This is a genomic window from Breoghania corrubedonensis, assembly GCF_003053845.1.
In the GTDB taxonomy this organism is placed as follows: domain Bacteria; phylum Pseudomonadota; class Alphaproteobacteria; order Rhizobiales; family Stappiaceae; genus Breoghania; species Breoghania corrubedonensis.
Window position 1 is genome coordinate 33545 of the sequence record NZ_QAYG01000004.1, and the last position, 25495, is coordinate 59039.

General features: G+C 60.3%; 19 protein-coding genes. 8 read left to right on the forward strand and 11 right to left on the reverse strand.

All coding sequences use genetic code 11. The features are described from left to right. Positions 1 to 12: 12 nt before the first annotated feature. From C8N35_RS12410 to C8N35_RS12430, 5 genes are all read right to left on the reverse strand, one after another. Positions 13 to 852 carry a biotin--[acetyl-CoA-carboxylase] ligase gene (locus tag C8N35_RS12410; protein ID WP_107990033.1) on the reverse strand — a complete coding sequence of 280 codons (840 nt, stop codon included), beginning with the start codon at positions 850 to 852 and terminating at the stop codon, positions 13 to 15. Positions 853 to 939: 87 nt separating this feature from the next. Beyond that, complete coding sequence (madB, locus tag C8N35_RS12415) at positions 940 to 2148, reverse strand: Na+-transporting malonate decarboxylase, carboxybiotin decarboxylase subunit (RefSeq protein ID WP_107990034.1); 1209 nt, start codon at positions 2146 to 2148, stop codon at positions 940 to 942. A gap of 125 nt (positions 2149 to 2273) precedes the next feature. Further along, entirely contained in the window at positions 2274 to 3263 is a 990-nt protein-coding gene (gene mdcB, locus C8N35_RS12420) for a triphosphoribosyl-dephospho-CoA synthase MdcB (protein WP_107990035.1), read from the reverse strand. Between the two features lie 779 nt (positions 3264 to 4042). After that, complete coding sequence (locus C8N35_RS12425) at positions 4043 to 4459, reverse strand: HutP family protein (protein WP_107990036.1); 417 nt, start codon at positions 4457 to 4459, stop codon at positions 4043 to 4045. 409 nt (positions 4460 to 4868) lie between these two features. Continuing rightward, a complete protein-coding gene (locus C8N35_RS12430; RefSeq protein ID WP_210203504.1) occupies positions 4869 to 6464 on the reverse strand; it encodes an EAL domain-containing protein in 1596 nt (531 codons plus the stop codon). Between the two features lie 243 nt (positions 6465 to 6707). On the opposite strand from C8N35_RS12430, the gene C8N35_RS12435 reads away from it, so the two are divergent. Genes C8N35_RS12435 through C8N35_RS12445 form a run of 3 tightly spaced genes read left to right on the forward strand, consistent with a single transcriptional unit; the run spans position 6708 to position 11124 of the window. Beyond that, entirely contained in the window at positions 6708 to 7616 is a 909-nt protein-coding gene (locus C8N35_RS12435) for a sugar kinase (protein ID WP_107990038.1), read from the forward strand. A 6-nt stretch (positions 7617 to 7622) separates the two neighbouring features. Continuing rightward, entirely contained in the window at positions 7623 to 8924 is a 1302-nt protein-coding gene (locus C8N35_RS12440; RefSeq protein WP_146177391.1) for a hypothetical protein, read from the forward strand. Positions 8925 to 8982: 58 nt separating this feature from the next. Further along, positions 8983 to 11124, forward strand: coding sequence for a hypothetical protein (locus C8N35_RS12445; RefSeq protein WP_107990040.1), 2142 nt, complete (start codon positions 8983 to 8985; stop codon positions 11122 to 11124). 144 nt (positions 11125 to 11268) lie between these two features. On the opposite strand, the gene rnd is transcribed toward C8N35_RS12445, so the two are convergent. After that, complete coding sequence (gene rnd, locus C8N35_RS12450) at positions 11269 to 12474, reverse strand: ribonuclease D (RefSeq protein ID WP_107990287.1); 1206 nt, start codon at positions 12472 to 12474, stop codon at positions 11269 to 11271. A 132-nt stretch (positions 12475 to 12606) separates the two neighbouring features. Here rnd and C8N35_RS12455 point away from each other — a divergent pair, with 132 nt between their 5' ends. The 5 genes from C8N35_RS12455 to C8N35_RS12475 all read left to right on the forward strand — a co-directional run bounded on the left by C8N35_RS12455 (position 12607) and on the right by C8N35_RS12475 (position 19030). Beyond that, positions 12607 to 13233: a ParA family protein gene (locus C8N35_RS12455; protein ID WP_107990041.1), complete on the forward strand. Its 627-nt coding sequence runs from the start codon at positions 12607 to 12609 to the stop codon at positions 13231 to 13233. A 228-nt stretch (positions 13234 to 13461) separates the two neighbouring features. Continuing rightward, complete coding sequence (aspS, locus tag C8N35_RS12460) at positions 13462 to 15243, forward strand: aspartate--tRNA ligase (RefSeq protein WP_107990042.1); 1782 nt, start codon at positions 13462 to 13464, stop codon at positions 15241 to 15243. Positions 15244 to 15312: 69 nt separating this feature from the next. Next, positions 15313 to 16383 (forward strand): glycosyltransferase family 4 protein, encoded by a 1071-nt coding sequence (locus C8N35_RS12465; protein ID WP_107990043.1) that lies wholly within the window; start codon positions 15313 to 15315, stop codon positions 16381 to 16383. A 654-nt stretch (positions 16384 to 17037) separates the two neighbouring features. Continuing rightward, positions 17038 to 17988 (forward strand): glycosyltransferase family 2 protein, encoded by a 951-nt coding sequence (locus tag C8N35_RS12470; protein WP_107990044.1) that lies wholly within the window; start codon positions 17038 to 17040, stop codon positions 17986 to 17988. Positions 17989 to 18013: 25 nt separating this feature from the next. Then, the gene (locus tag C8N35_RS12475) at positions 18014 to 19030 is read left to right on the forward strand and encodes a glycosyltransferase (protein WP_107990045.1); all 1017 of its coding nucleotides are present in this window, start codon (positions 18014 to 18016) and stop codon (positions 19028 to 19030) included. A gap of 42 nt (positions 19031 to 19072) precedes the next feature. Here the strand turns inward: C8N35_RS12475 and C8N35_RS12480 are convergent, their stop codons facing one another. The 5 genes from C8N35_RS12480 to C8N35_RS12500 all read right to left on the reverse strand — a co-directional run bounded on the left by C8N35_RS12480 (position 19073) and on the right by C8N35_RS12500 (position 25451). Then, the gene (locus C8N35_RS12480) at positions 19073 to 19771 is read right to left on the reverse strand and encodes an FkbM family methyltransferase (RefSeq protein ID WP_107990046.1); all 699 of its coding nucleotides are present in this window, start codon (positions 19769 to 19771) and stop codon (positions 19073 to 19075) included. 33 nt (positions 19772 to 19804) lie between these two features. After that, positions 19805 to 20710: a methyltransferase domain-containing protein gene (locus C8N35_RS12485; protein ID WP_170122092.1), complete on the reverse strand. Its 906-nt coding sequence runs from the start codon at positions 20708 to 20710 to the stop codon at positions 19805 to 19807. A gap of 65 nt (positions 20711 to 20775) precedes the next feature. Next, positions 20776 to 22299, reverse strand: a complete 1524-nt coding sequence (locus C8N35_RS12490) for a Ppx/GppA family phosphatase (RefSeq protein ID WP_107990048.1) — start codon at positions 22297 to 22299, stop codon at positions 20776 to 20778. Between the two features lie 3 nt (positions 22300 to 22302). Continuing rightward, positions 22303 to 24546 carry an RNA degradosome polyphosphate kinase gene (locus tag C8N35_RS12495; RefSeq protein ID WP_107990049.1) on the reverse strand — a complete coding sequence of 748 codons (2244 nt, stop codon included), beginning with the start codon at positions 24544 to 24546 and terminating at the stop codon, positions 22303 to 22305. Between the two features lie 182 nt (positions 24547 to 24728). Next, positions 24729 to 25451, reverse strand: a complete 723-nt coding sequence (locus C8N35_RS12500; protein WP_107990050.1) for a class I SAM-dependent methyltransferase — start codon at positions 25449 to 25451, stop codon at positions 24729 to 24731. Between the last annotated feature and the right edge of the window lie 44 nt (positions 25452 to 25495).

Genomic DNA, 25495 nt, shown 5'->3' on the forward strand with positions numbered 1-25495 from the left:
TGTTTAGTTGTTTTAGCGACCCAACGCCGAAATGTTCGGCGATTGGAACGCCTCTCCGTAGTAGAAGCGGTGGGTTGTGCCGCTTCTATCGCGAACGCTTAAGGATCCATCGAAACCCAGATCCGTAGCGGTGCCTTCCAGGCGCCCATCGCCTGCATCGAACAGTATTTCCCGTCCGATCGTGCAAGAGCGCGCGATCCAGGCGTCGCGGATAGGACCGAACCCTTCCGCTTCCCAACGCGCCGTCCAGATTTCGATTTGATTGAAGAGGGCTTCGAGAAGGTCGCGCTCGTTCGTGGCGCGCCCGCTCTCAATGGCGAGAGAGGTCGCAATCCCCTCAAGCTCAGGCGGAATGTCGTCCGCCAACATGTTCACGTTGATACCGATTCCGGCGATGACGTTTGCCATCTCGCCTTCGTCGGTCAAGACAAGCTCGCACAGGATCCCGCACAGTTTGCGGCCATCGACGAGAATGTCGTTCGGCCATTTCACTGTGGCCGGCACGCCCGTCGTCTGCCTGATGGCCTCTGCCACGGCGACGCCGAGAACGAGCGTGAATTGAGAAATTTCTTCCAGCGGCCTGTCGGGGCGGAGAAGCAGCGAACAGCCGATCCCCTTTCCAGGCTTGGAAAACCAGAACCGCTTCGCCTTGCCCTTACCGGCGGTTTGATGGGCTGCCACCACGGCAAGTCCCGTCCCCGCACCGTTCGATTGGAGATCCGACATCAAGCGGTTGGTCGAGTCGACCTGGGTCAGGAAATAGACCGGATCGATCAGACCGGTGCGCCGCTCCACGCCACAGCAATTGGCAAGATCGTAGGAGATCGAAGCTTGGGCGGATTGGCTCGACATGATCTTAGCGCTTCCAGGGTTGCATTTGCGCAGTCAGGTAGAAGTCCGGCGCCCGCCGGTGTTGAGAAGCGGGCGCCGGACGGAGGGTCAACCGACCAGGCCGATCGTCGAGGCGAACACGCCCACGGCGATAGCGGAGACGATGACACCGCAGATCGATGCGCCCATGGCGAGCGGCATGATCATGGCGTAGGGGCTGGCCTCAAAGGCGCAGCGCTGTGCGATCTTCGCGGTCGAGGGCATGCAGGACACGCCGGCGATACCGGTTGCCGGGTTGTACTTGCCCTTGCTCACGAACCAGATCAGCCAGCCGCCACCAATGCCGCCCAGGGCCGACACCGCCAGCGCGGTGATGCCGAGGACCAGCAGGATCGCGACGCGGGGATCGAGCAGGGTCGAGGCTTCGCAGAGCACGCCCAGAACCAGGCCCAGGAACAGGGTCGAGCCGTAGGTGATCGTGTTCTCGAGAAGCTTCTGGTAGGGCTCGATTTCCGCTTCCTTGATCGCAACGCCCATGAAGAACGAAAGGATCAGCGGGGAAGCCACCGGCAGCAGCAGGCAAAGCAGACCCGCGGCAACGATGGTGAAGACGAACTTGGCCTGCTGAGACACTTCCGGGAATTCGATCTCGACTTCCAGGCCGCGGTACTTTTCAGGCACCAACCAACGCACCAGGTAGGGATAGCCGGCGTAGCACAGCGACAGGTAGAGGTACGCGATGATGGAAATCGGGACGAAGAGGTCCTTTGCCATGATCAGCGAAGCGAACAGCACCATCGGGCCGTCGGCACCACCGATCGAGCCGACCGCAGCAGCCTGACCAGGGGTCAGACCGAAGTAGTAGCCGATCACCAGCGTCACGAACGTGCCGAGCTCGGCGCAGATCGCCACCGTGATCGAAGCCCAGGGCCGCGCCAGGATGAACGAAATGTCGGCCATCGTGCCGATGCCCATGAAGAGCAGGCAGGCAACCAGCGAGTTCACAAAAGTAAAGTTGTAAACAGGCTGCAGGAAGTTGATCTGCATGATGTCGATGAGCGCATTCGGCTCCGACACCATCGGCGCGATGATCAGAGTGCCGATCTTGCCGGCCTCCAGGAACATGACGCCGGCGTTAACCGCCATCATGCCAAGGCCCATCGGAACCATGATGAGCGGCTCGAGCGTCCGCTTGAAGCCAAGATAGGCAAGCACGAAGCCGAGCACGATGAACCCGATCCGCGCGAAGGCGATCACCGGATCCTGGACGAAGAGCGTCCCGATGCCGGGAAAGATCGAAAGAAGTTGGTGTAACATCGGTTGATCTTCTGTCTATTCGGAGGGTTGAGAGAGGAAGCTGGAGATACCGACGATCACACCGATCACCGCGAAGGCGATGACGGCTGTGATGAGGTATGCCATCCCGGCGTATACAATGATGTTCATGAGATCCTCGGGGGTTGAGGGGATTGACCGGCCTTGCAGGGCTGGCCAGCGAAAGCGGTCCCCGCTCCAGGGGCGCCGCTAACGAGCACATCGACGCCATAGGTCACGGCCAAGAGATCGGCCGACCCGCCTGGACTCAGGTTGCGTGTGATGCACTCAGCGTCGAGCTGATGGATGGCGGACATGCCAGCCGGCGTCAGTGCGCCACCGGCTTGAAGGGCCTCGCGCGCCTTGCTGCGTACGAAGTCCAGCGCCTCGAAGCCGCCACGCCACAAAAGCGTGGTGTCTTCACAAACCGCCATCAAGGAAATCAGGGTGTGGACAAGCGCATCTTCCAAAGACGCGCCCTTACTCCTCGCACTGCGCAAAGCCGGCAACCCCGCCTCGACGACGGTCGGGAAGCCAGCCTCTACCTCGCCACGAATGCCAAGCACTCCATAGCGTTGATAGAGCCATTCGCCCGCCGTCACCGCTTCGCGGTCGCCGCCATTGCCAAGCTCCCGGGCGCAAAGACCGTCGGTCATCGCAGCCGCCGTGGAGAAAAGCCTGTCGACGTCGCAGGACATGCGATCGCGTGCCAGCCTACCGGCCGCCGCGCTCAAAACACCTGCGGAGAACAAAAAGCCACGTTGTGTGTTTACGCCGCCGGTAGCCGCAAGAAGCAGACCTTCGTACCGACAGCCGATTTCACGCACCGGACGCAGCAATTCGCGGGCAGATCCCTGGTGGCGGGTCCCGACCTCGGCGCATTGATAAAAGCACGGAGCAATCGCCGCGGACGCAACCATAAAGGTCTTGATGTCCATGTCGCTGTGCGATCCGTTGGAACGTGCTGTTACAAGGCCGGGCTTCGGGTGGCTCGCCACTTCCAACAAGGTTCCCGCAAGGAACGCGGATCCGATTTGCCATGACACGGCGCCGAGATCGACGCCTGAGCTGGCGCCCAGATCACACCGTTGCGATTTAACCTGCTGGGAAAACTGCATAATCTCGTACTCGTTCTGCTTGGTCGGAGCGCTACAGCATCTAGTGGCAACCCGACAAGCTCGCATAAGCTCGTACTCGATCTGTATTTCCGGACGACACACGGCTTCGTTGATGCCGTATTGCCCGAAAAATCCAGACGCCCGCCATCACGCGGAACACTGAGTCACTGGCGAAGGAAGAGTTTGAGCAGATGTCCAAGGGATGCCCTGCAAGGGCATACCAACACCGCTCTGATCACGAGATCACACACCCCAGGGAGGGGCAGACGAGATAGGTAACTTCCCAAGTACGCCGCATAACCGCGTGCCTGCGTTACCCCTGATCACTAAGTCACACACTCCCGAAGGAGCAGTACAAACGTCCGCCTACAGATAGCGAGACATCACACGACCCGAAGGCCTCATTGAGCGCTTTTGGGGCGAAGCCCTCTCAAGCCGTCTCAACTTAAGTCGTATATCTCACCAAGCGGCTGCAAAGTCCAGAGGCACGTTCAGAGATTGATTGCGGCAAAGTGGCATAATTGTGATTATTGCCACGAAAAGCCATTTTCTAATTTAAATTCAATTATTTAATATCAACGACCGAGGCATTTACCGCTGAAAAGTGGACGTTTTTGCGACCAATTCACCCCTTACGGCAGGTTCGCCCATCGTTACGACATGCGCAAAATGCAGGCAAAGCACATAATACACCCGTAAATATGACTAGGGCGGCCATCCGAGTTCTCCTCGGATGGCCGCCCGCGATCTTCTTTTATGATGAATGAAAGCACCTCATTTTAGAGGTGCATCACACCGAATCCCATCCGCTCATGGTTAGTCTCGGGGTGAAAGGCGGATTCGCCATGAGCCGCGATAACAAGCCAGCGTCCGTCCGAAACGATTGCAACCTTCAGTTTAAGGCTCGATTCGGCGGCAACATCGGAACTCACCCCCTTGAGACACTCCAGGCCCGCGTGAATGACCGCGTGAATCTCATTGTGATGGTGGTGAATGATGTGGCTCTGCAAGGCGCAGGCTACCAGCGACTTGACGAACGTCTTCGTCACGTCGGTGCGCACGCCGCTGACAAATGTTATGCCCAGTTTCAGACGGGTATTGGCAGCCACGTACTGCTTGAAAGTCTCTTCTTCCTCGCGCGAACTGATCGCCGCGATGATCGCCACTTTACCCAAGCGGTCGGGATTGATGTCCATTCGAGGCGCCTTTTGTCCACGACAGATGAATTCCTCCCGCAGCGGCCCCACACCTCCGCGCGAGATGCCCGGTCAAACATCCCATCTCCAAGGCGCGCGACAGGGCTGCGGCCAAGCGATCACTCGATAGCGTCTTCAAATCGACCAGTAAACCCCAAAGTACCGATACGCTGGCCATACCGGCCTGCCACCGCCGCCGTGATCGTGCCCTTGACACTCACAGCCGGGACCATCAATCGCCACGGCCTATTGTGAAATCGTTTTGCGGCCCCGGCGTGGCTGATTGAAAGTCCGCTCTTTGTAATCAGCCCTCGCCGGCCGCACACCGTTCGGCGCGGAGCCAAATGCAAGCCCGGCGCGCTCGCCCGAGCAGCCAGCGCACCCTTGCGAGGGAACGGCGCGCTATCCTTCAGCTGTTTGCCGCTTCGTCAAACGCTTCATCTTCAGCACCGCCCTCGCCTTCCATGGCAATATCGAGCTCGCGCTCAGCGTCGGTTTCGAAGGCCTCACCGGAGGTCAGTGCTTCGGCCAGCTGAACATAAAGGTGCCCCGGCAAGGGAGGCGCGAAGATATACCCCTGGGCAGAAGTGACCCCGAGTTCACGCAGACGGCCGATCTGTTCCATCGTCTCCACCCCTTCCGCGATGATGCCCATGCCCAGGTTTCCTGCCAGTTCCACAAGCATGTCGACAATTGGGGCGGAACTGGCGTCAGATCCGAGCGCATCAACGAACATCTTGTCGATCTTGATGATATCGATGCCGAGTTTCTGCAGGTAGGCGAGACCGCCATGACCGGTGCCGGCGTCGTCCAGCGCGACACGAATTCCGAGCGACTGCATTTCGGCGATGATCTTGCGCGCCACGTTCATGTCGCGAAGCGGCTGCCGTTCAGTCACCTCCAGAACGATCTGGCTGTAGGCGATAGGGGAGTTCCCGTAGATCTCGATCAAATCCTCGATGATCCTGCGATCCTCGAAATGACCGGCAAACAGATTGACGGAGAGCTTCAGGTCAGGATTCGCCTGATAAAGAGCCCCGACCTCCAAAATCGTCGTGCGCATGATCTGACGGGTCATCTCGAAGATGTGCCCCGAAGTTTCCGCGTACTGCATGAACTGTCCGGGTGACACGATCGTCCCGTCGGCACGCCTCCAGCGGATCAGCACCTCGCAGCCTCGCAAGCCCCCCGTCTCGATGTCCATCACCGGCTGATAGTAAGGAATGAACTCACCCTTGCGAATCGCCGCGACAAATTCATCGTCCGCGTCCTGATCGGGCCGCCACGACAACCAGAATGCGATCATGATGAACAAGATGGCGAAGGCGCCGGTCGCGACCGCAGTCAGAACCTTAAGATCAGACACCAGCGCATAGGCTGCGGCCCGGGGTGCGACGATGGTCGCTTGCAACGGATAACGCTTGGAACGCACATACTCGACGATCATCGCATCCGCGTTCGCGCCTTGCGACGCCTCGGAACGGCTGTCCTCGCCGACCGTCAGCCAACGGATATCCTGCGCGAGACGCACTTCCACCCGGCGAGAAGACCGCAGATATTCCGGCCCAGCATCAAGCGAAACGGCGGGAGCGGAAATCTCGGCGACGAGACGAACGCCATTACCGACATGCCAGCTCACCACGGCCAGATGCACGCCCTCGTAGGACTTGTCGAGCAGCCCCAGCCCCACCATCGCGGAATCCTCGCGATAAGCGGGCATTATCGCTTCGCCGGAGCGCTCACGAACGGGCGTCGAGCACATCGGAACACCCTTGGCATCCACAACATCGATCGCCTGTACAAAGGCATGTTCCCGCATCACCTCGCCAAAGGCCAGGCGGTCTCGCGGCAGACAGGTCACATGGCCAGCACCGGCGAGCGTCTGAAGCGCCGTGACACCATCCGAGAGTGCGGCTTCTGCGCGGTTGACATAACGCTCCGCTGCAGCGCGCAATTCCGTATGCGCGCGCGAAACCGCATAGTGGTCGAGACTGAACTTCGCCACCGCCAAAGGTGCAACCGCCAGCAAGACCGCCAGAAAGAGAGCCCTGAAAAAGGTTTTGTATCGTCGAGACAAGCGTGCTGATCCGGAACGCATAGGGTGAGCGATCCGTTAATAATGCCCAAGGAGTGTAAACGCCGACTAAATCGCGAGATTTTTACGGGTACGGGTTGCATCGCGAAGCGAAGATGCGAAAAATCTCGCTCCCTCCATACAAGCCCCGCCCTTGCCTGACAGAGAGGATGCATGGAAGCCCTGTTTATCGGCCAAGCCTATATCGATATCACCTTCATTACCGACCAGCTGCCGACGGGTGATGAGAAGACGATTGCCGACGACTATGCGGTTAGTTTCGGCGGAAACGCGGTGACCGCAGCCTTCTGTTGCGCCAAGTTGGGGTACAAGCCGGACCTGATCTGTTCGCAGGCGAACGATTGGCTTGCCCATATGTTCAACGACATGGCAGGCAAGTACGGTATCGAGATCCACGGCCGCAAGGTGCGTGAGTCGTCCCTCTCCTTCATCATGCCGAAGGGATCCAAACGCGCTATCGTGCGCTGCCGCGACGACAATTTCCTGCACCCCTACCCCCAACTGAACCTCGGCGGCTGCCGCGCCCTGCATCTCGACGGGCACCTTGGCGATGCGGCTCTGCACTACGCCCGGACCTGCCGCGAATCCGGCATCCTCACCTCTCTGGACGGCGGCGCGGTGCGCGAGAATACCGACGAACTTCTGCGCTATGTCGATGTCGCGATCGTGTCTGAGCGATTCTGCGACCAGATGAGCCTCGATGTTCGCCAGACGCTCGCCTACCTTAAAGAACGCGGCTGCCGTATTGGCGGCATTACGATGGGCGAACGCGGGCTCGTTTGGTACGATGAGACAGGGACGATGCAGGAAATGCCGTCGCTGGCCGTGCCGGCGGAGAAGATCATCGACACGAACGGGGCCGGCGATGTTTTCCACGGCTCCTACATCTATTCTTATCTGAGCAAGCCTGGCGCAAGCTGGGCCGACCATTTCCGCTTCTCGCGCGCGGCTTCGGCTCATGCGATTCAACACCTGGGCAATGAGGCCAGTCTCCCCAACCTCGAGGACGTACACGTCGCCATGGAAACCTTCCCGGAAGCGGCTCCCGCGGAAGTTGTGTAAAAGGAAATGTGGCGCATTCGTGCCTCACCTTTGCCGCCCTTTGACAGCAAAGAGCCGACTTTCGCGTTTTCGTGCTCGACAGAAGGTCGCCACGCCAACGCCCTAAACAGCAGCTTGGAGACCAGAATGGGTACCCGATTCCTCCCCCGCGCCGGATATGCCGTAATCATCGGTGCGGCACTTGCCATGCCGCAGGCCGCGTTCGCGTATGATCCCACGAACAATCCGGTGGCCGACGCCGTTCTTGCATCGCTGGAAGCAGGCGGAGCGGAAAACGCGGCCGTCGAGGATGTGGCGGTTTCGGGCGACCAGATCGTTCTGCGCGGCTTGACAGCCGACTTGAAGAAGGACGGCGAAGAGGGCTCGCTGTCGGCCGCAAGCCTCGCCTTTTCCAATGCTTTCGTAGCGCCTGACGGCAGCGTCAGCGCGGCGGCACTGGCGGCGACCGACGTGAAGATCGTTCAGGACGAAGACACGATCGAGTTTGCAGCGCTGGCGTTGACCGACATGCGCATGCCCGGCCCTGCGGAGGTTAAGAACCCGGTCGAAGCGCTCGATAAGAAGCCTGCTTACAAGATGCTGGAAATCACAGGCATCAGCTTGCAATCGGCAGGCGAAGCTGCCGTGCCCGTGGAACGGATCACCAGCACCTTCGATCCGATCGGCACCGACGGCTCGGTTAAGGCAACATTCTCCGTCGAGAAGATTACCCTCAATCCCGAGGCGGTCAAGGATGACGACTTCCGTCAAAAAATGAAGACGCTCGGATATGATTCCGTGCAGATCGACATGAAGGCTGAAGGCGAATGGTCCGCCGCTGAAGGACGGGCACAGTTGCACGACTTCGAGATTTCGGGTCAGGACATGGGGACCTTTCAACTCTCCGCCACCATCCTGGGCGTGACGCCGGAAGTCATCGAAAAGCTTAAGGCTGCGCAGGAGGATTTCGGCAAAACGATGGAACTTCTGCAGCAGCTGTCGATCTCCGATCTGCGCGTGCACTTCAAGAATGATTCAGTGGTGGAACGTGTGCTCGACCAGCAGGCCAAGGACGCCAACACCGACCGCGCCGGCCTCGTGGATCAGCTCTCCTCGTCGCTGCCCGGCATCCTGAGTCTCATGCGCAATCCCGCCTTCCAGGAGAAGGTGGCGACCGCCGTGACAACGTTCCTGGAGGAACCCGGCACGCTCACCGCGTCCGCCCACCCGGCGCAGCCCGTCCCCGTCGCGCAGATCGTCGGTGTCGCGATGATCGCCCCTCAGACGATTCCAGATGTCTTGTCCGTGGACGTTACCGCCAATCAGTAACGCCCCTTTCCGGGCTTTGAGTCGGACGGAAATACTCTTTTCCGACAGGAGTTTATTGATGCACCTTAATATAAGTCGCCTGCAGGCACTCGGGCTTGCGGGATTGCTCATCACCACGAGCCCCGCATTCGCCGCCCGCCAGGGTCCAGAGATCGTCTCCGGCTGGTTCGAGGAACTGGTCTCTGCCGGCGCCAGCGAAGCCAAGTACGCCAACATCAGCCAGATCGGCGACACGACAACCGTCGACAATGTCGAGATCCGCTTTCCGTTCGACTTCAATTTCGGCAAGGACGGCGCGTTTTCCGGTGCAGTCACCCTCACCTCGTCCAAGCTCTCTTTCGAGGGGCTGAGCGAGACGGATGACACATACTCCGCCGACGCCATCCGTGCCGCCGACGGAACGACAATCGTCTTCGACACGACAGTGCCCGATCCCGAGAGCGCCGTTTCGGGGAATACCGGTGCTCCCACAGAGGCAGAAAAGCCCGGTTCTGAGGACAAGGCACAATCGGATGCCGAGCCCAAGTCCAGCCCTGACACCAAGGGCGATATCACGATCACGAAGACAGTCCCCGTCCATAACACGAGTATCTATGACGGCCTGGAAATCAGCAACGCCACATGGCAGCGTTACAAGGCCCCCGAAATCACGCGCGAGCACAGTTTCAGCGACACGGTGAAATATCTTGCGCATGTCCTTGAAGGTACCAGCGCGGAATCGATTGCGATTGATCGGACCGAAAACGACCAGGCTTTGTCTGATGGCTCCGGGAACAAGATCGTCCAGACCGGCACACACTTTTCCGACATGGAAGGCTGGCGCCTCGGTCGTGAGACGATAGCCAGCTATACGGCGGAACAGCGGCTTCGTCCTCGCGGCGGCAAGGATCAGATCGTCAAGATAGCAATGAACGACATCGACGTCGTTGGCATCGATTTCCGCCCCATCCTCCGTGCATTTGATCCGTCACTGTTCGCTACGGCGCAAAGCGATACCGTCATGGAAAAGATGGCAGCGAAGGATGTCTCTTTCGCAATGCCGTCCGAGGAGGTGTCCGTCACCATCGACGGCATTTCGGCAAAGGGCTTTGGCATTACGCCGAAGAGTGCGGATTTCCTGCCATTGGCCGACCGCTTGTTCGCGGGAAAAGAGGACGACCCGGAAACGATCGTCCGCGCCATGTTCAAGCTCTTTAGCGGCTACCGGCTGGCGGGAGCTGCCTTCGACGGCCTGCAGGTGACGTCGAAGGGCACGCGGGTCGGCCAAATCGACCATTTCGAGGTGAGCGATATTGACGATACAGGCCTCGGCAAGGTGCTTGTGGAAGGCGCTGGCGCGATCAACCCGACAAATGCCGCGCAATTCGGCATGTCACGGCTGATGCTCGCCAACCTCACCTTTCCAACCCGCGATGCTCTCTTCGCGCTCAAGGATGCCGCTGCGACCGGGAACGCACCGGCGATCATGAAGGCGATTCCGACGATCGGCCGCGTCGAACTCGATGATCTTGTCGTATCCAGCGCCACCCAGGCCGGCTCTTTCTCGCTGGACAAGTACCGCTTGCTGCTCGACCGATTTATCGGACCGATCCCCACAGACATCACCAACACGGTAGAGAACCTCGACATCCCCACCTCCTTCGTGCGCAATCCAATGTCACGCGCGATCGTCGAATCCCTTGGTTTCGATGTCTTGAAGTTGAACCAGAACCTGCGCATTCACTGGAATGCGGAAACGCAGGATCTGGACCTGGAGCAGGCGCATATCTCGCTTGAAAACGGCGGTTCCGCGACCGTGAAGCTGACGCTTGGCGGCGTGCCGCGCTTCATTTTCGAAAACCCCAAGCGTGCCCAGGAGGCGATCGCCACGCTGTCGGTGAAGGGCGGCTCGATCCTCATCGAAAATGCCCCGGCGATCACCCGTCTGATCGAAATGCAGGCAACTCAGGCCAACGTATCGAAAGAGGAGATTCGCGCCGCGACAATCGCGCAGATCCGCGATGTGATGGGACCGCTTGCCGACACTGCCTTCGCTTCGGACCTGACCAGCGCAGCCGATCGCTTCATGCAGAACCCGAAGCGGCTCGAGATCAACCTGCGGCCTGAAAACCCGGTGCCCGTCGCGCAGCTTCTCGGCATGGCGGCAACGGCGCCCCAGGCAATCCCCGACCTTCTGAAAGCCGGCGCCAGCGCAGACTGAAAACGCGCCTCACCAGGCGGAGCCCCGTCGCGTCGCGCGGCCGCGCCCCATCGCGAAAAACGAAAGCCCGCCCCCCTGCAAAGGGGGCGGGCTTTTTCATCTTTTCGCTGCCGAGATCCGGTTCAAGGGCGGCGGGACCGTTTTCTAAGCGCCGGCAACCATCTCCACAGTATCAGCGCCTTCGCCGTCCCCAACGTCCTCAGGCAGATCGATCAGGACAGTCTTGCCATGCGCGAATGCGAGCGCGAGCCGGCCATGCTTCAGCTTGAGAGCCGCCTGGCCGAACAGTTCACCGCGCCAGCCCTTCATGGCCGCCACATCCGCGTCGTCGTCGGATGCGATCTGCTCCAGCTCATCAACGGTCGCAACCACTTTGGCGGCAACGCCATTCGCCTCGCAGACGAGCTTCAGCAGAACCTTCAGAAGTTCGACCGCGGCCGCGGAACCTTCCGCCTGCGGTCGCCCCCGCGGAACAGGCGGAAGCTCCTTTTTGGGGATTGCCAGAGCCCGCTCGACCGCACCTATGATGTCATCGGCCACCCGCGAACGCTCGAATCCACGCGGGATCGTTCTGAGCGACCCGAGCGCGGTCGCATCGCGTGGTTGCTGCGCGGCAATCTCGTAGATGGCCTCGTCCTTCAACACGCGGCTGCGCGGCACGTCACGGCGTTGGGCCTCTTCCTCTCGCCAGGCGGCGACTTCCATCAACACCGCAAGCTCAAGCGGTTTGCGCACGCGCATCTTGAGCCGCTTCCAGGCGTTTTCAGGCGCCATGCGATAGGTTTCGGGCGAGGTCAGGACCTCCATTTCCTCCGAAACCCAATGAGCCCGGTTCTGCTCTTCAAGATTGGCCTTCAGGAACAGATAGACATCCCGCAGATGCGTCACGTCCGCCAAAGCGTAGACGAGTTGCTTGTCCGTCAGCGGCCTGCGCGCCCAATCGGTGAAACGATGGGTCTTGTCGATCCGGTGCCCCGTGATCTTGCCGACCAGCTGATCGTAGGAAACCGAGTCGCCGAAGCCGCAAACCATCGCGGCGACCTGCGTATCAAAGACAGGTTGCGGCACGAACCCACCAAGGTGGAACACGATTTCAATGTCCTGGCGGGCCGCGTGAAACACTTTCACGACCCTTTTGTCACGCATCAGTTCAAAAAACGGTGCAAGATCGAGGCCGTCGGCCATGGGGTCGACGGTTACAGCATCTTCTGGTCCCGCGAGCTGGATCAGACACAGCTTCGGCCAGAACGTGCTTTCGCGCATGAATTCGGTATCAACGGTAACGAATTCAAACTCGGCGAAGCGAGAACAGGCGGCTTCAAGATCGGAGGTTTTTGTAATCGGCATCATGATCTTGGAGCTATAGCGCAGCTTTTTGGACTTGTCGCCCCTCCGCCTCAAATAAGCCCCATTTGACACGCTGGAAAGACGCACAATGTGCGCATACACTCGACGGAAATCAACGGCTCTAGGGGGAAGACAATGCGCACGATCCTGGTCGCGAACCGCAAGGGCGGTTGTGGCAAAACCACAGTTGCAACCAACATTGCCGCCGCACTCGCAGCCCGAGGTCACGCGGTTGCCCTGGCCGATGCGGACCGTCAGAAGTCGGCGCTGAAGTGGTTATCTCTGAGGCCGAAGGCCGCAGCACGGATCGTCGGGCTCAATTGGTGCAAGGACAAGAATCTCGGTGACACCCCCACGGAGATCGACACGGTCGTCATCGATGGTCCGGGTGCCTTGTCGACCAGTCACGCCGAAACCCTGATCGGAGAAGCCAACGAGATCGTCGTTCCTCTCCTTCCCTCCCTTTTCGATACCGATTCCACGGATCGCTTCCTTGCCAAGATTGAAAAACTGAAGAAGGTGAGAAAGGGAAAGGCCGATATCCTCATGGTCGCCAACCGCGTCCGGCTGAGGAGCCAGGCGCTCGCCCGGCTGGAAGCCCACCAGGCCGAAGCGGGGCGCCCGCTGATGGCCCGGATTTCAGACCGCGCCGCCTATTCGCACCTGGCCTCGGAAGGACTGACGATCTTCGATAGCGCCGGCCGCGAGTTCACGCCGTTGCGCAACCAATGGCAACCGTTGCTGCTGGCCCTGGAGGTCTGAAGGCGCAAACGGGCTTGCCTGTCACCACGGGCGAGCGTACCCCGGGCGCATCCGCGTGGTTGCCACCGCTTCACTTCGTCCACACCATGCTCTTGCATTGACAACCTGCCTCGGGCATGTCTTTTGCCCCGGTTGCAAGTCGCGCGGCCGGTCTAGGCCGCCAGATACGGCCTGTTGAGCGCAACTCAAGCGCAGTCTGACGTCAAAAGCCCAAATACCGAGGAATCCATGCATCTCTATCGGAGCCACACTTGCGGAGAATTGCGCGAGGCCCATGTCGAGGAGACCGTGCGTCTGTCCGGCTGGGTGCATCGCGTGCGCGATCATGGGGGGCTTTTGTTCATCGATCTGCGCGATCATTACGGTCTGACGCAATGCGTTGTCGATCCGGACTCCGAAGCCTTCAAGACGGCTGAGACGGTTCGTTCAGAATGGGTCATTCGCGTCGAAGGCAAGATCAAGAAGCGCACCGACGAAACCATCAACGAAACGTTGCCGACCGGTCAGATCGAAGTCTATATCGACAAGCTCGATGTCCTGAGCGCCGCCAAGGAACTGCCGCTGCCGGTTTTCGGCGAGCTGGAGTACCCCGAAGAAACGCGCCTCAAGTACCGTTTCATCGATCTGCGCCGTGAGAGCCTCCACAACACCATCGTCAAGCGCTCGGCCATCATCTCGGCAATGCGCCGCCGGATGGGCGATGCCGGCTTCACCGAATACCAGACGCCGATCCTGACCGCTTCGAGCCCCGAGGGCGCGCGTGACTTCCTGGTGCCCTCGCGCATCCACCCGGGCAAGTTCTACGCCCTGCCCCAGGCGCCGCAGCAGTTCAAGCAGCTGCTGATGGTCGCCGGTTTCGACCGCTATTTCCAGATCGCGCCGTGCTTCCGCGACGAGGATCCGCGCGCCGATCGCCTGCCGGGCGAGTTTTACCAGCTCGACCTGGAAATGAGCTTCGTGGAACAGGAAGACGTGCTCACCACCATGGAGCCTGTGATCCGTGGCGTCTTCGAGGAATTCGCAGACGGCAAGTCCGTCACCCAGGAATTTCCGCGCATCGCCTATGACGATGCCATCCGCAAGTATGGCTCCGACAAGCCGGACCTGCGCAACCCGATCGAGATGCAGGCGGTAACCGAGCATTTCGCGGGTTCCGGGTTCAAGGTTTTCGCGCGCATGATCGAGTCCGATCCGAAGACGGAGGTCTGGGCGATCCCGGCCAGGACCGGCGGCAGCCGTGCCTTCTGCGACCGCATGAACTCCTGGGCACAGGGCACCGGCCAGCCGGGCCTCGGCTATATATTCTGGCGCAAGGAAGGCGACGGGATCGAAGGTGCCGGACCGCTGGCGAAAAACATCGGTCCGGAGCGGACCGATGAGATCCGGGTCCAGCTCGGACTTGAGGAAGGCGACGCGGCCTTCTTCGTGGCCGGTGATCCGAAGAAGTTCGCGGACTTCGCCGGTGCGGCGCGCACACGGGTCGGTACCGAGCTGAAGCTGGTCGATGAGGATCGCTTCGCGCTGTGCTGGATCGTCGACTTCCCCATGTATGAGTGGGATGAGGAAGAGAAGAAGATCGACTTCTCCCACAACCCGTTCTCAATGCCCAAGGGCGGACTCGACGGACTGACCAACACCGATCCCCTGGAGCTGAAAGCCTACCAGTATGACGTGGTCTGTAACGGCTACGAGATCGGTTCCGGCGCCATTCGCAACCACTTGCCCGAAGTGATGGTGAAAGCATTCGGCATCGCGGGTTACGAGGAGGCCGTGCTTCAGGAACGCTTTGGCGGCATGTATCGTGCCTTCCAGTACGGCGCTCCCCCGCACGGCGGCATGGCGGCCGGCGTTGACCGCATCGTGATGCTGCTCGCGGGCAAGCAGAACCTGCGCGAGGTTTCGCTTTTCCCGATGAACCAGCAGGCGCAGGACCTGCTGATGGGCGCGCCGTCCGAAGCGACGCCCAAGCAGCTTCGCGAACTGAGCCTTCGCCTGAACGTTCAGGAATAAGTGGGCTGGGCCGGACCATTGCACCAATAGCGTGGTCCGGCCCACGCCCCATCCCCTTCGGAGCTCGACATGCGCGTCGCCATATGCCTTCCGCGCAAAATGCATTTCGGACCGGCCCGCGCGACCGCGATAGACCTGTGCGTACGCGACACGGTTGCCCACTCCCGTTTCCGCGATAACACCATCGTCTTCGGCGAACCGGTCGACGAACCTTTCGCCGATATCGACTACCGCGCGATGCCCCGCTCCGCGGCCACCTCGCAACGCGCCTATGCCTCAGCTCTTGGCGATGCCATGGCCGCCGTCTCGCCAGACATCATCGTCATCCATCAGCACCTTCCCTCTGCCAGCGCCATACGCGCCAAGGTCCGCGACGTGCCCGTTCTGCTCTATCGGCACAACTCGCTGACCATCCCGAAGTCCGCGATCAAACGGTGGTTGAAGGGTCGTCAGCTCGCCGCTTTTGACGGGATCGTTCTCGTCTCCGACTTCATCCGAGACCAGCTCGTCGCCGCCTACCCAAAGCTCGGCAGGAAAGCCTGGCGAGTTCACAACGGCCTGGACTTCGATGCGTGGCATCCCGGCGAGATCCGCGAGAACACCATCCTCTTTGTCGGCCGTGCGGTTGCGGAAAAAGGCGGTTTGGAAGCCGCAAGGGCACTCGCCGAAGTGCTAGCGGAAAGGCCGGGCTGGACCGCACGCTTCATCCTTTCCCGGCTGGATGCGGACGCAGCCTATTTCCACCACATAGAGGACGTTCTGAAGCCTCTGGGCGCGCGCGCGACAATCGAGACCGACCGTCGTCATGAGGATGTCAAGGCGGCATTCGAGAGCGCAGCACTCGCTCTGGTGCCGTCCATCTTCGAAGAACCATTCGGCCGGACCGCAATTGAGGCCTATGCGGGCGGAGCAGCGCTCATCACCTCCGGACGCGGCGGTCTTGGCGAAATCGCGCAAGGCGCGGCGAAGATCGTCGACCCTCAATCGCCCTCAGCCCTTGCAGGCGCTATTCGCGCGCTCATAGACGCCCCCGAACGCCGGGCTACTCTTTCCAGGCAAGGTCGTGAGCGTGGACGTGCGGAGTTCGACATCACCGGACTTGCGCATAAGTTAGACCACTTATACGCGTCCAATATCTGATTTATTTCAAATGCGCCTGATGAGGCTGCACTTGACTGACACCATTCGTTCGATTGGCATCCTGATCTGCCCCCTTAACCGTCCGACCATGTCAGATCGCTGCCTAGAATCCGTTCTTGCGTTAAGAATACCGGATGGCCGGCGTATCGAAGTCTGCGCTGTCGAGAACGACTTGGAAGGAAAGTCTCGCATCAGGCTCGCCCGCAGCACCGCGATACTGCGCGCGCTAACGCTATCCACGACGAAGTGTTACAACACAATCGACGGACACTGATCATACCCCCAAACGTTTACGTCAAAATCGAAGAGATCAACGTAAACGGCGCGAATGCTACCGCAGTGCGAATACGCCGTATCACGCGATAAAAACGGGCCATGTCGTGGTGGTTTAAGTCCATGAGGCGGAAACGCTTGGGCGGGGTAGTTCTTACTCGAGCGTATTCCTCCTTTCACAGCTTCGTCATTGCCGTCTCATTTGTTGGTCCATACCTGCCCCCACTTACAACGGACTTCGTGTCCAGCGCAGTCGGACATATGTCATTCCTGCACGGGACACCCTGAAGCGGCAACGATCAGACGCGCGGGCCTCTTCACGCTGGCATATAGCCTTGATTCGCTGTACGAGCGCAGTGTGACAACGAAACGAGCAGGCTAATGACTTCCCCCCAGACGATCGGCGTCATGATCTGTACTGCGCACCGGCCCAACATGTTGCGCCGGTGCATTGATTCCATTCTTGCGCAGCAGGTTCCCGAGGGCTGGCGGTTCGAGATTTGCGTCGTGGAAAACGACGCTGAGCCGCACTCGCGCCACGTCGTAGAGGTTGCAGCCGATCTTGGCACCGCGCCCATCCACTATTATCAAGAACCCCGACGCGGCATTCCGATCGCCCGGAACCGGACGCTTGAGGTGGCGCTCGCGCGTGGTTACGACTGGATCGCGCTCATAGATGACGATGAACTCGCCCATCCTGACTGGCTCGCAAGGCACATCGAGGCGGCTTTGCGATACAAGGCGGATGTCGTCTGTGGCCCGGTCCAGCGCAAATACGAGCAACTCCCGCCGGAATGGTGGAAAGCCCTCAAGCCGGCGGCAACGCTCGCAGGCGCTGTCCTTGAGGAGGCGCCGACCAACAATACCTTCCTGTCATCCGCGCTCATCCGTCCCGACGGTTCAGATCTAAGTTTCGACGAACGCCTGACCTTTGGATACGAGGATATCGATTTCTTCCGCCGCGCCCATGCCAAGGGTCACCGCATCGTCTGGATGCCGGATGCGATTGTCGAGGAGGAGATCCCGGCCAGCCGCGTCGAGCCGGAGCGGCTGTTGTCGCGTGTGGAGATGCAGGCAACCAGCCTCACTTACACGACCATCCTGAGGCATGGATTTTGGACGGCGTTCGCCCGCTTCGCTCCCAAGGCGGCGCGGCGCATCGTTTCCGGCTTCGTGATGATCATCATTGGCCGCATGCTCGGGCTCATCGACAAACGGCAGGGTCGCAACACCTACTATCGCGCCCGCACCAAAGTTGCCCGTGGCATCGGCAACGCGCGCGGGCTCATGCGCTCCTTCGGCGACTATTACGGTCGCATCGACGGCAACTGACAACGCCGGAAACGAGGAAAAGATCTTGCGACTGATTCACATCCATCTCGGCATCAAGGGTGGAGCGGAACGCTTCTTCGTGGCGTTGGTCAACGCGCTTGCGGAGCGCGGCGTCGAGCAGCACGCCTTTGTCTTCCCGGACCGCATCTGGCGCGCCGACATCGAGCCTGTCTGCACTGTGCACGAAGGCAATTACAGCCGCTCGCACATATCGCGCTACTTCACCAATCGCTCGATTTCCCGGATAGCCCGGGATTTCGAAGCCGACGCCTTCATATCCTGGATGCCGCAGGCGAGCCGCTGGATCCCAGCCAAAGGCGACATGCTGCGCGCCGCGCGACTTGGCGACTACCCGGAAAAGCTCGATTATTTCGAGAACTGCGACCTGCTGATCTGCAACACGCCGGACATTGCGCGTCATTGCGCGGACATTGGATGGAAACGAGACCTAGAGGTCATTTCGAACTTTACCGAGACGCAACCCGTCCCCGCACTGGATCGCAAGGTACTGGATACGCCCGATGATGCCTTCGTCGTACTCGGCATGGGCCGGTTCGTCGACCGCAAGGGCTTCGACACGCTCATCCGTGCAGTTTCGAGGCTCGATGGCGCCTATCTGTGGCTTCTCGGCGAGGGCGAGGAAGAGGAGAATCTGCGCCGGATTGCGGCCGAAACGGGCCTTGAACCGCGCCTGCGCTTTGGCGGATGGGTAAAGGACCCCGGCGCCCATCTCGCCGCCTGCGATACCTTCTGCATCCCCTCGTCCCATGAACCGCTCGGCAACGTCGTGCTCGAAGCATGGGCTGCGCGCCGTCCGGTCGTTTCCACGACCAGCGAGGGACCCGGCTGGCTCATAGAGGATGGCGTCCACGGCCTGCTCGCCCCCATCGGCGACGACGCAAAACTTGCCGAGGCGCTGGCACGTGTCCGCATTGAACCGGGCCTTGCCGACGCGATGATCGCCGCCGGCGCGGAGAAGCTTGCTGCCGAATTCTCCAAGGATGTAATCGCCCAGCGCTATATCAAGACGCTGTTTGGATAGGGCTGTCTCCGTTCATGCGGCACCGTCTGATCGAGATGCCCTCTAACCGCGAGCGAAGTAATAGCTACGACGGATCTGACCTCGAGTCTCGAGGCCCTCGGCATGGAAGTACGCGATAAGCGCGTCGATCTTGTCCTGCCCGACGATGTGCGGATGAAGTTCGATAATGATCTTGTCGACTCCACCAAGGTCCACTGCCGGAATGAGGTCCACCTCCGCCCCTTCGACGTCGATGACCATTGCCGTCGGGTTGAAGGCGGTGATGACGTCGGCAAAGGCGTCGCATTGCACAACGGCTTCACCACCGAAATCGCGATCGTAAAGACTCGACGAGAAGATATTGTCGTTGAAATAGAATTTGGTCTCCCCTGCCTGGACGGAAACAGCCCTGGTCCGCAATTCCGGATAGAGGCCGTTGAGCGCGTGGTTCTTCCGGATGACCGCCTCCAGCGACGGGTTGGCTTCATAGGAGAGAAGGTTTTCCGCACCGCAGCGTTTTGCGCAGGCCATACTGATAAGGCCTATTCCGGCGCCGATCTCGAGAACCCGATCCCCCTGGCCGATCGCCTCGGCAACGAGCGAGAGTTCCTCGTCCTCGTAACGCTCCTTGTAGAGCGCGTTCCGAATCTCCTTCGTCACAAACGCGGTATCCGAAACCACGCGAATGCCATCGATGGTGACCGTCTTGACCTTCAGCCCCTTTCGGAGCCGTTCCTTGATGGTTTGCAACATCGACGCCATTTAACTCTCACTTGTCCTCGCTGTGTCGCAGGATTAAGGGCACGTGGCCTGCTTGAAAGTCAGAGCCAAAAAAGAAGCCTCGGCCATCGACCGCGTGAGGATTTTGTCGCGGTGTATAGCCAGATTTTCAAGCGCGCTGAGGCGCGTATCGTAAGAAACCCCAGCTTTCTTACGTTCCGAATGGGAAACCTGCGGCTTGTGACGATTGCGCATATCCCAAAAGAACTCGCGCGTCACCCAATTTCCGAAATGATGGACCTCCACGTCCGAAATGCCCGGCAAATCGACAAGGTTGCGCACCGCGCGGGCTCCGTAACGGCGATAGCCATGATAACGGTGTTCAAAAAAGCTCGGAATTCCCGGGATCATATGCAGGTGCGTCAGCGTCCTTTCTCCGTCGGGACGCAGCAGGGCGATGGCGCTCCGGTCGAACTCTATGTGTTCCAGGACGGATTGCGAAAAGACCGCGTTGGCAGGACCTACGTCGAGAGGTTCATATCCAAGCCGTGCCTTGGCGAAGGTCACAGACGGGGCTGCGTACTCCGCCCAGGTGGATCGCGGCTCGATATCATAGCCCTGATAGGAACAATATCGTGTCACCTTCTTCAGGTGGTGCGAATAGGTTCCAGCGCCACAGCCCAGATCAACGAGATCCGGTGCTTCGCCAAAAATTCCCGACGCGCGATTGAGAAGGAAGTCGTAGCAGAGAATCCTTGTCGGGCTGTAGGTGTGGACTGTCGGTCCGAATGCCCCGACCAGCCTTTCCACATCAAGCTCCGGTTCATAGGGCTCGCAGGCCCCCCGTTCTTGCGAAAGGTTGCCAACGACCCGTTCCAGCCGCTGACAGGCATTGTAGAGAGCTTTGTCGAAGAACCCCAGCGGGCCATCTCCGCAAACCCAGTGGAACGAACTCTTCTTATTGAATTGAACGATGTCCAATTGCAGCCCCCCCTTCAGGCAATACAGTTTCCAGCCTCCAAACGTCGTAATCGCATCCCTGCAAGTCAGCTTAGCGTCGTCAACGCGTTTTCCAACCCAATCATTTTCGCAAGCCGACCGAGCCGCTTGCGCACCCGTTCTCCGTCCAGATCGGCAAGATCATTCGGGAGCCTCAGTTCCAAGTCTTCGCCTCGCACCGACAATGATGTGCGCAGTATGATCCCCGGCATCGCCGCCGAGATCAAATACCCGACCCGCAACACGCAGCCAAGGATACGCGCACGCTCCTTGAGGCGCGAGGGAGCCAGTTCGCGGATCCGGGGGCTCAGCGCTTCTTCAACCAGCCCCGCGTAGCGATAATACACCGCCAAGGCCAGATAGGCCCGGCCAGGATGATCGATGCCGATGAAGGCCGCGTTGGAAATGATCGACAGGCTCTGCGTACCCCGATAATCGGGATGTGCGCGCCAACCGATGTCGGTGAGAAGGCACGCGGCGCGGCGCAGCCGGCGCTCCTCCTCCGTCTCATCGACACCAAGCGCCTCGAAGGCCTTTTCTGTCCATACGATCAGTTCCTCACAGTGTTGAGGCGATCGCGATCTCAGTTGCGCCAGTTCCCTGCAGGCGACCTTCAACGGGTCCTTTCCCCGCTCTTCCGGCGTCAGCATTTCGTAGAGTAGTCCCTCGCGCACGCCGAGGGCGGACATCACAACCCGCTTAGGACGTACCTTGCGGATCACCTGTTCCAACACGACAGCGCCATAGGGCAGCAACGGCCGACGCTGCTTTGAGACGACGTCAATGCTATCGACAGCGTCGATTTCCGAATGCGCTATGACCCGGCAGAATTCGAGCGCCTCATCGGCAGGGATCGCATAGTGGTCTATGACGTGCAGCGGGTACCCCGTTTGCGCCATGTGCAGGCGCGCCAGCGACCGCCATGTGCCGCCCACCGCATAGAAGTCACGCCCCAGGCCTTGCGAAAGCCAGTCCGCGCCTGACAATGAATCGGCGGCAAGCGTCTGAGCAATCTTCGGCACCCCCCCGGAGGATTCCTCAAGCCGGATGCCGCCCAATGGGAAGGTGGCCCCGTTCCCGACGCCGCCATCCTTGACATCGACCAGCTCGAGGCTGCCGCCGCCGAGATCGCCAACGAAGCCGTCGGGCTTCCAGAAGCCGGCGATCACCCCGTGAGCCGACCGTCTGGCTTCGTCCTTGCCCGACAGCATTTCGATGGGAGCGCCTAACATCTCCTCAGCCCGTGTCAGGAAATCCGGCCCATTCTCCGCATCTCGCACGGCCGCGGTCGCAAGCACGCGCAAACTCTCGACCTCGATCTGGTCGCAAAGCCGGCGAAAGCGCTTCAGCGCACCAAGCGCTGTGGCGACGGACCCGCTCGACAGCCGATGAGTCGTTCCGACGCCGCGGCCAAGGCCGGCCAGCACCTTTTCGTTAAAAAGTGCAGTGGGGGCCCGGGAGAGCTGCTCGTAGACGACGAGCCGTATCGAATTCGAGCCGATGTCGACGACGGCAACCGGGCGTGCGCCCTTGAGTCGGCCGGGAGCATATTCGCGAAGATTTGAAGACAGGGGTCAGGTCCGCTTCGTGTGAGTGACGAACAGCCTCGGGAAGTTCTTCTGCAGCGCCTTGCCGCGCCCCGACAGCGACGGATTCGTCATGAAATACTGGTGCGCGTTGAACGGCTCCTCGCCGGTCGCCGGCACTATGCGCTCGTGGCTTCCGTCGGGCAATACGCGCCAACTCTGTTGGTTGTCTTTCATGTTGGCAACCATGATCTGGTCGAGAACCTGTTCGTGAACGGTCGGATTTTCGATCGGCACGATCGCCTCCACCCGCCGGTCCAGATTGCGCGGCATCAGGTCGGCGGAGCCGATATAGACGATGGCTTCCGGCGAAGGCAGCCCCTTGCCGTTGCCGAAACAGTAGATCCGGCTGTGTTCGAGGAAGCGACCGACAATCGACTTCACCCGGATGTTCTCCGAAAAGCCCGGAATTCCCGGCCTTAGGCAACAGATACCGCGAACGACGAGATCGATCTGCACGCCCGCCTGGCTCGCCTTGTAGAGGAGATCGATGATCCCCGCATCGACCAGCGAATTTGTCTTCAGCCACACCTGCGCCGGCCGCCCGGCCCGCGCGTGCTCGATTTCCGCCTCGATCAGATCCTGTATCCGCGAGCGCATGGTAACCGGAGAGATCGCCAGTTTCTCCAATTCCGCCGGCTGGGCATAACCGGTTATGAAATTGAAGACTTTGGCTACGTCCTGGGCAATTACCGGATCCGCCGTGAAGAAGGAAAGGTCGGTGTAGATGCGCGCCGTTATCGGATGATAGTTGCCTGTTCCGATATGACAGTAGGACGCCAGCCTCCCCTGCTCGCGCCGCACCACCATCGAGAGCTTGGCGTGCGTCTTGAACTCGATGAACCCGTAGACGACCTGTACTCCGGCGCGTTCAAGATCCCGCGCCCAACGAATATTGGCCTCCTCGTCGAATCGCGCCTTCAGCTCTACCAGCGCTGTCACCGATTTGCCGGCTTCCGCCGCTTCCGACAGCGCCTTGACAATCGGGCTGTCGTTGGACGTGCGGTATAGCGTTTGCTTGATCGCCATCACGTCCGGGTCCTGAGCCGCCTGGCGCAGGAACTGGACCACAACATCAAACGACTCGTAGGGGTGATGGACGAGGAAGTCCTTCTCGCGGATCGCCGCCAGACAATCCCCTCCGTGCTCGCGCACGCGCTCGGGAAAGCGCGCCGTGTAGGGGCTGAACTTCAGGTCCGACCTGTCGATGCTGACAAGTTCCGACAGGTTCGTGAGCGCCATCAATCCTTCCACCAGGAAGGTGTCGCTCTCCTCCACCTGCATGGCCTCGGACACGAATGCGCGAAGCGAGGGAGGTGTCGCGGCCTCGATCTCGAGACGGATCGCCGACCCCCGCCGGCGCCGTTTCAACGCGCTTTCGAACACGCGCACAAGGTCTTCCGCTTCTTCCTCAAGTTCAATATCGCTGTCACGTAGAATACGGAAGACCCCCTTCCCGCGAACCTCGTAGCCGGGAAAGAGCTGCTTGATGAAGAGGCTGATGATCGTCTCCACCGCGATGAAGCGGGTCGAGCGGCCAAGTCCGTCCTTGTCCTGCCCCGGCAGCGCAACGAAACGCTGCACCTGACCGGGGATGCGCAGAAGGGCCGTCATGCCGGAGCCCCCTCCGATCTTCATTAGATCCAGTACCAGCGAGAAACCGAGATTCGGAATAAACGGGAACGGATGCGCGGGGTCGATCGCAAGCGGCGTCAGGACGGGAAAGATATGGGTCAGGAAGAAGGTCTCAAGCCATGTGCGCTCAGTCGCCTCGAGATCGTCGGCATCGACCAGAACGATACCGCTTTGGGCCAGCTCCCGACGCAAAACGGCCCAGTTGCCCTGCTGCTCCGACTGCAACTCCATCACGCGGTCGCTGATCCGGGCAAGCTGCTCCCACGGTGACAGGCCGTCATCAGAGACCGTGCGCACATTGGCGCGTTCCTGCCCCTTGAGACCGGCGAAACGTACCATGAAGAATTCATCGAGGTTGTTGGCCGAGATCGACAAAAACCGCAACCGCTCCAGCAGCGGGTGCTGCGGGTTCATCGATTCTTCCAGGACCCGGTGATTGAATTGCAGCCACGAGAGTTCGCGGTTTATGAAGCGCGACGAGCTCACCATCAGCCGGGCGGCGTCTCCAACCGCATCGGCCGTGCCTGCGCAGGCGTCCTGTTCTCGTCCAGCCTTCGTCTCGTCGCCGGGCGATGTAACCTTTGCCGTCTCGTCCATAGTCCGCCTCCGGATTCGAAAAGAACTCCTCTTATAGAGGAAATGTGACAGCCAGACTGCGTCGGGAGAAGCCAGACACGATGAAGAGCGCGACGAGCCGCGGCGAGACTGTGTGCCCCCATGGCCCGCATTCCTTGCACCACCGCACAAGGCACAAGGCTTGGCCGCGCGATTGAACGGCTTCAGGGAGCTGCCGGCAATCGCTTGCGGTACTGAATACGAGCATGCGGAATGATACGTCCGTCCGGGCGCTCGACATCATAGTAGAGGCTGCTCTCTTCCTCCAATTCCAGCGTCGCAAAACGGGACAACTCCGCCGGCATCAGCGGCCAAGGTGGCCCATTTGCGGCTGCGCTGTCCGGCAGCACCCGCGTAACGACAAGCAACCTGCCGCCTGGCTTTACGAGACTGGCCACGGCCGTGAAGGCGGCCTCACGCAATGCGCCATCCAGAGCCTGGAGCGTATAGCATTCATGTACGAGATCGAATTCCTGCCTCCATGCCTCGGGCAAATCGAACAGATCGGCAACGCAATACGCCACGTCTGACCCGACGAAGCGCTTTTTCGCCCAGGCGATTGCATCTTCTGCGAAATCGAACGCCGTTGTCCGCCAGCCGGCCGCAGAAAGCGCCTCCGCGTTATCGCCCAGACCACAGGCAATATCGATCGCGGCCCTCCCGTCTCCAGGATGCCCCTCAAGCCAGTCGAGCAGCACCCTCTTCGGCGCGAGGTCCGCCCACGGAACCGCCGCAGGATCATCATCCGCAGATCTGTACACCTGTTCGAACCACGCCTTGCGGTCTGCCGGATCGTCTCCCTTGGCGCCAACCTGTTCATCCAGCCGGGCGCAGGCGGCCACGCGGCGTTTCATGAAACCCTCGTCGTCGTGAATATCGCTGGCCATTGAATATGTCCGTTTGTCCTGCGGCGCCCGTCCTGGCGACAATG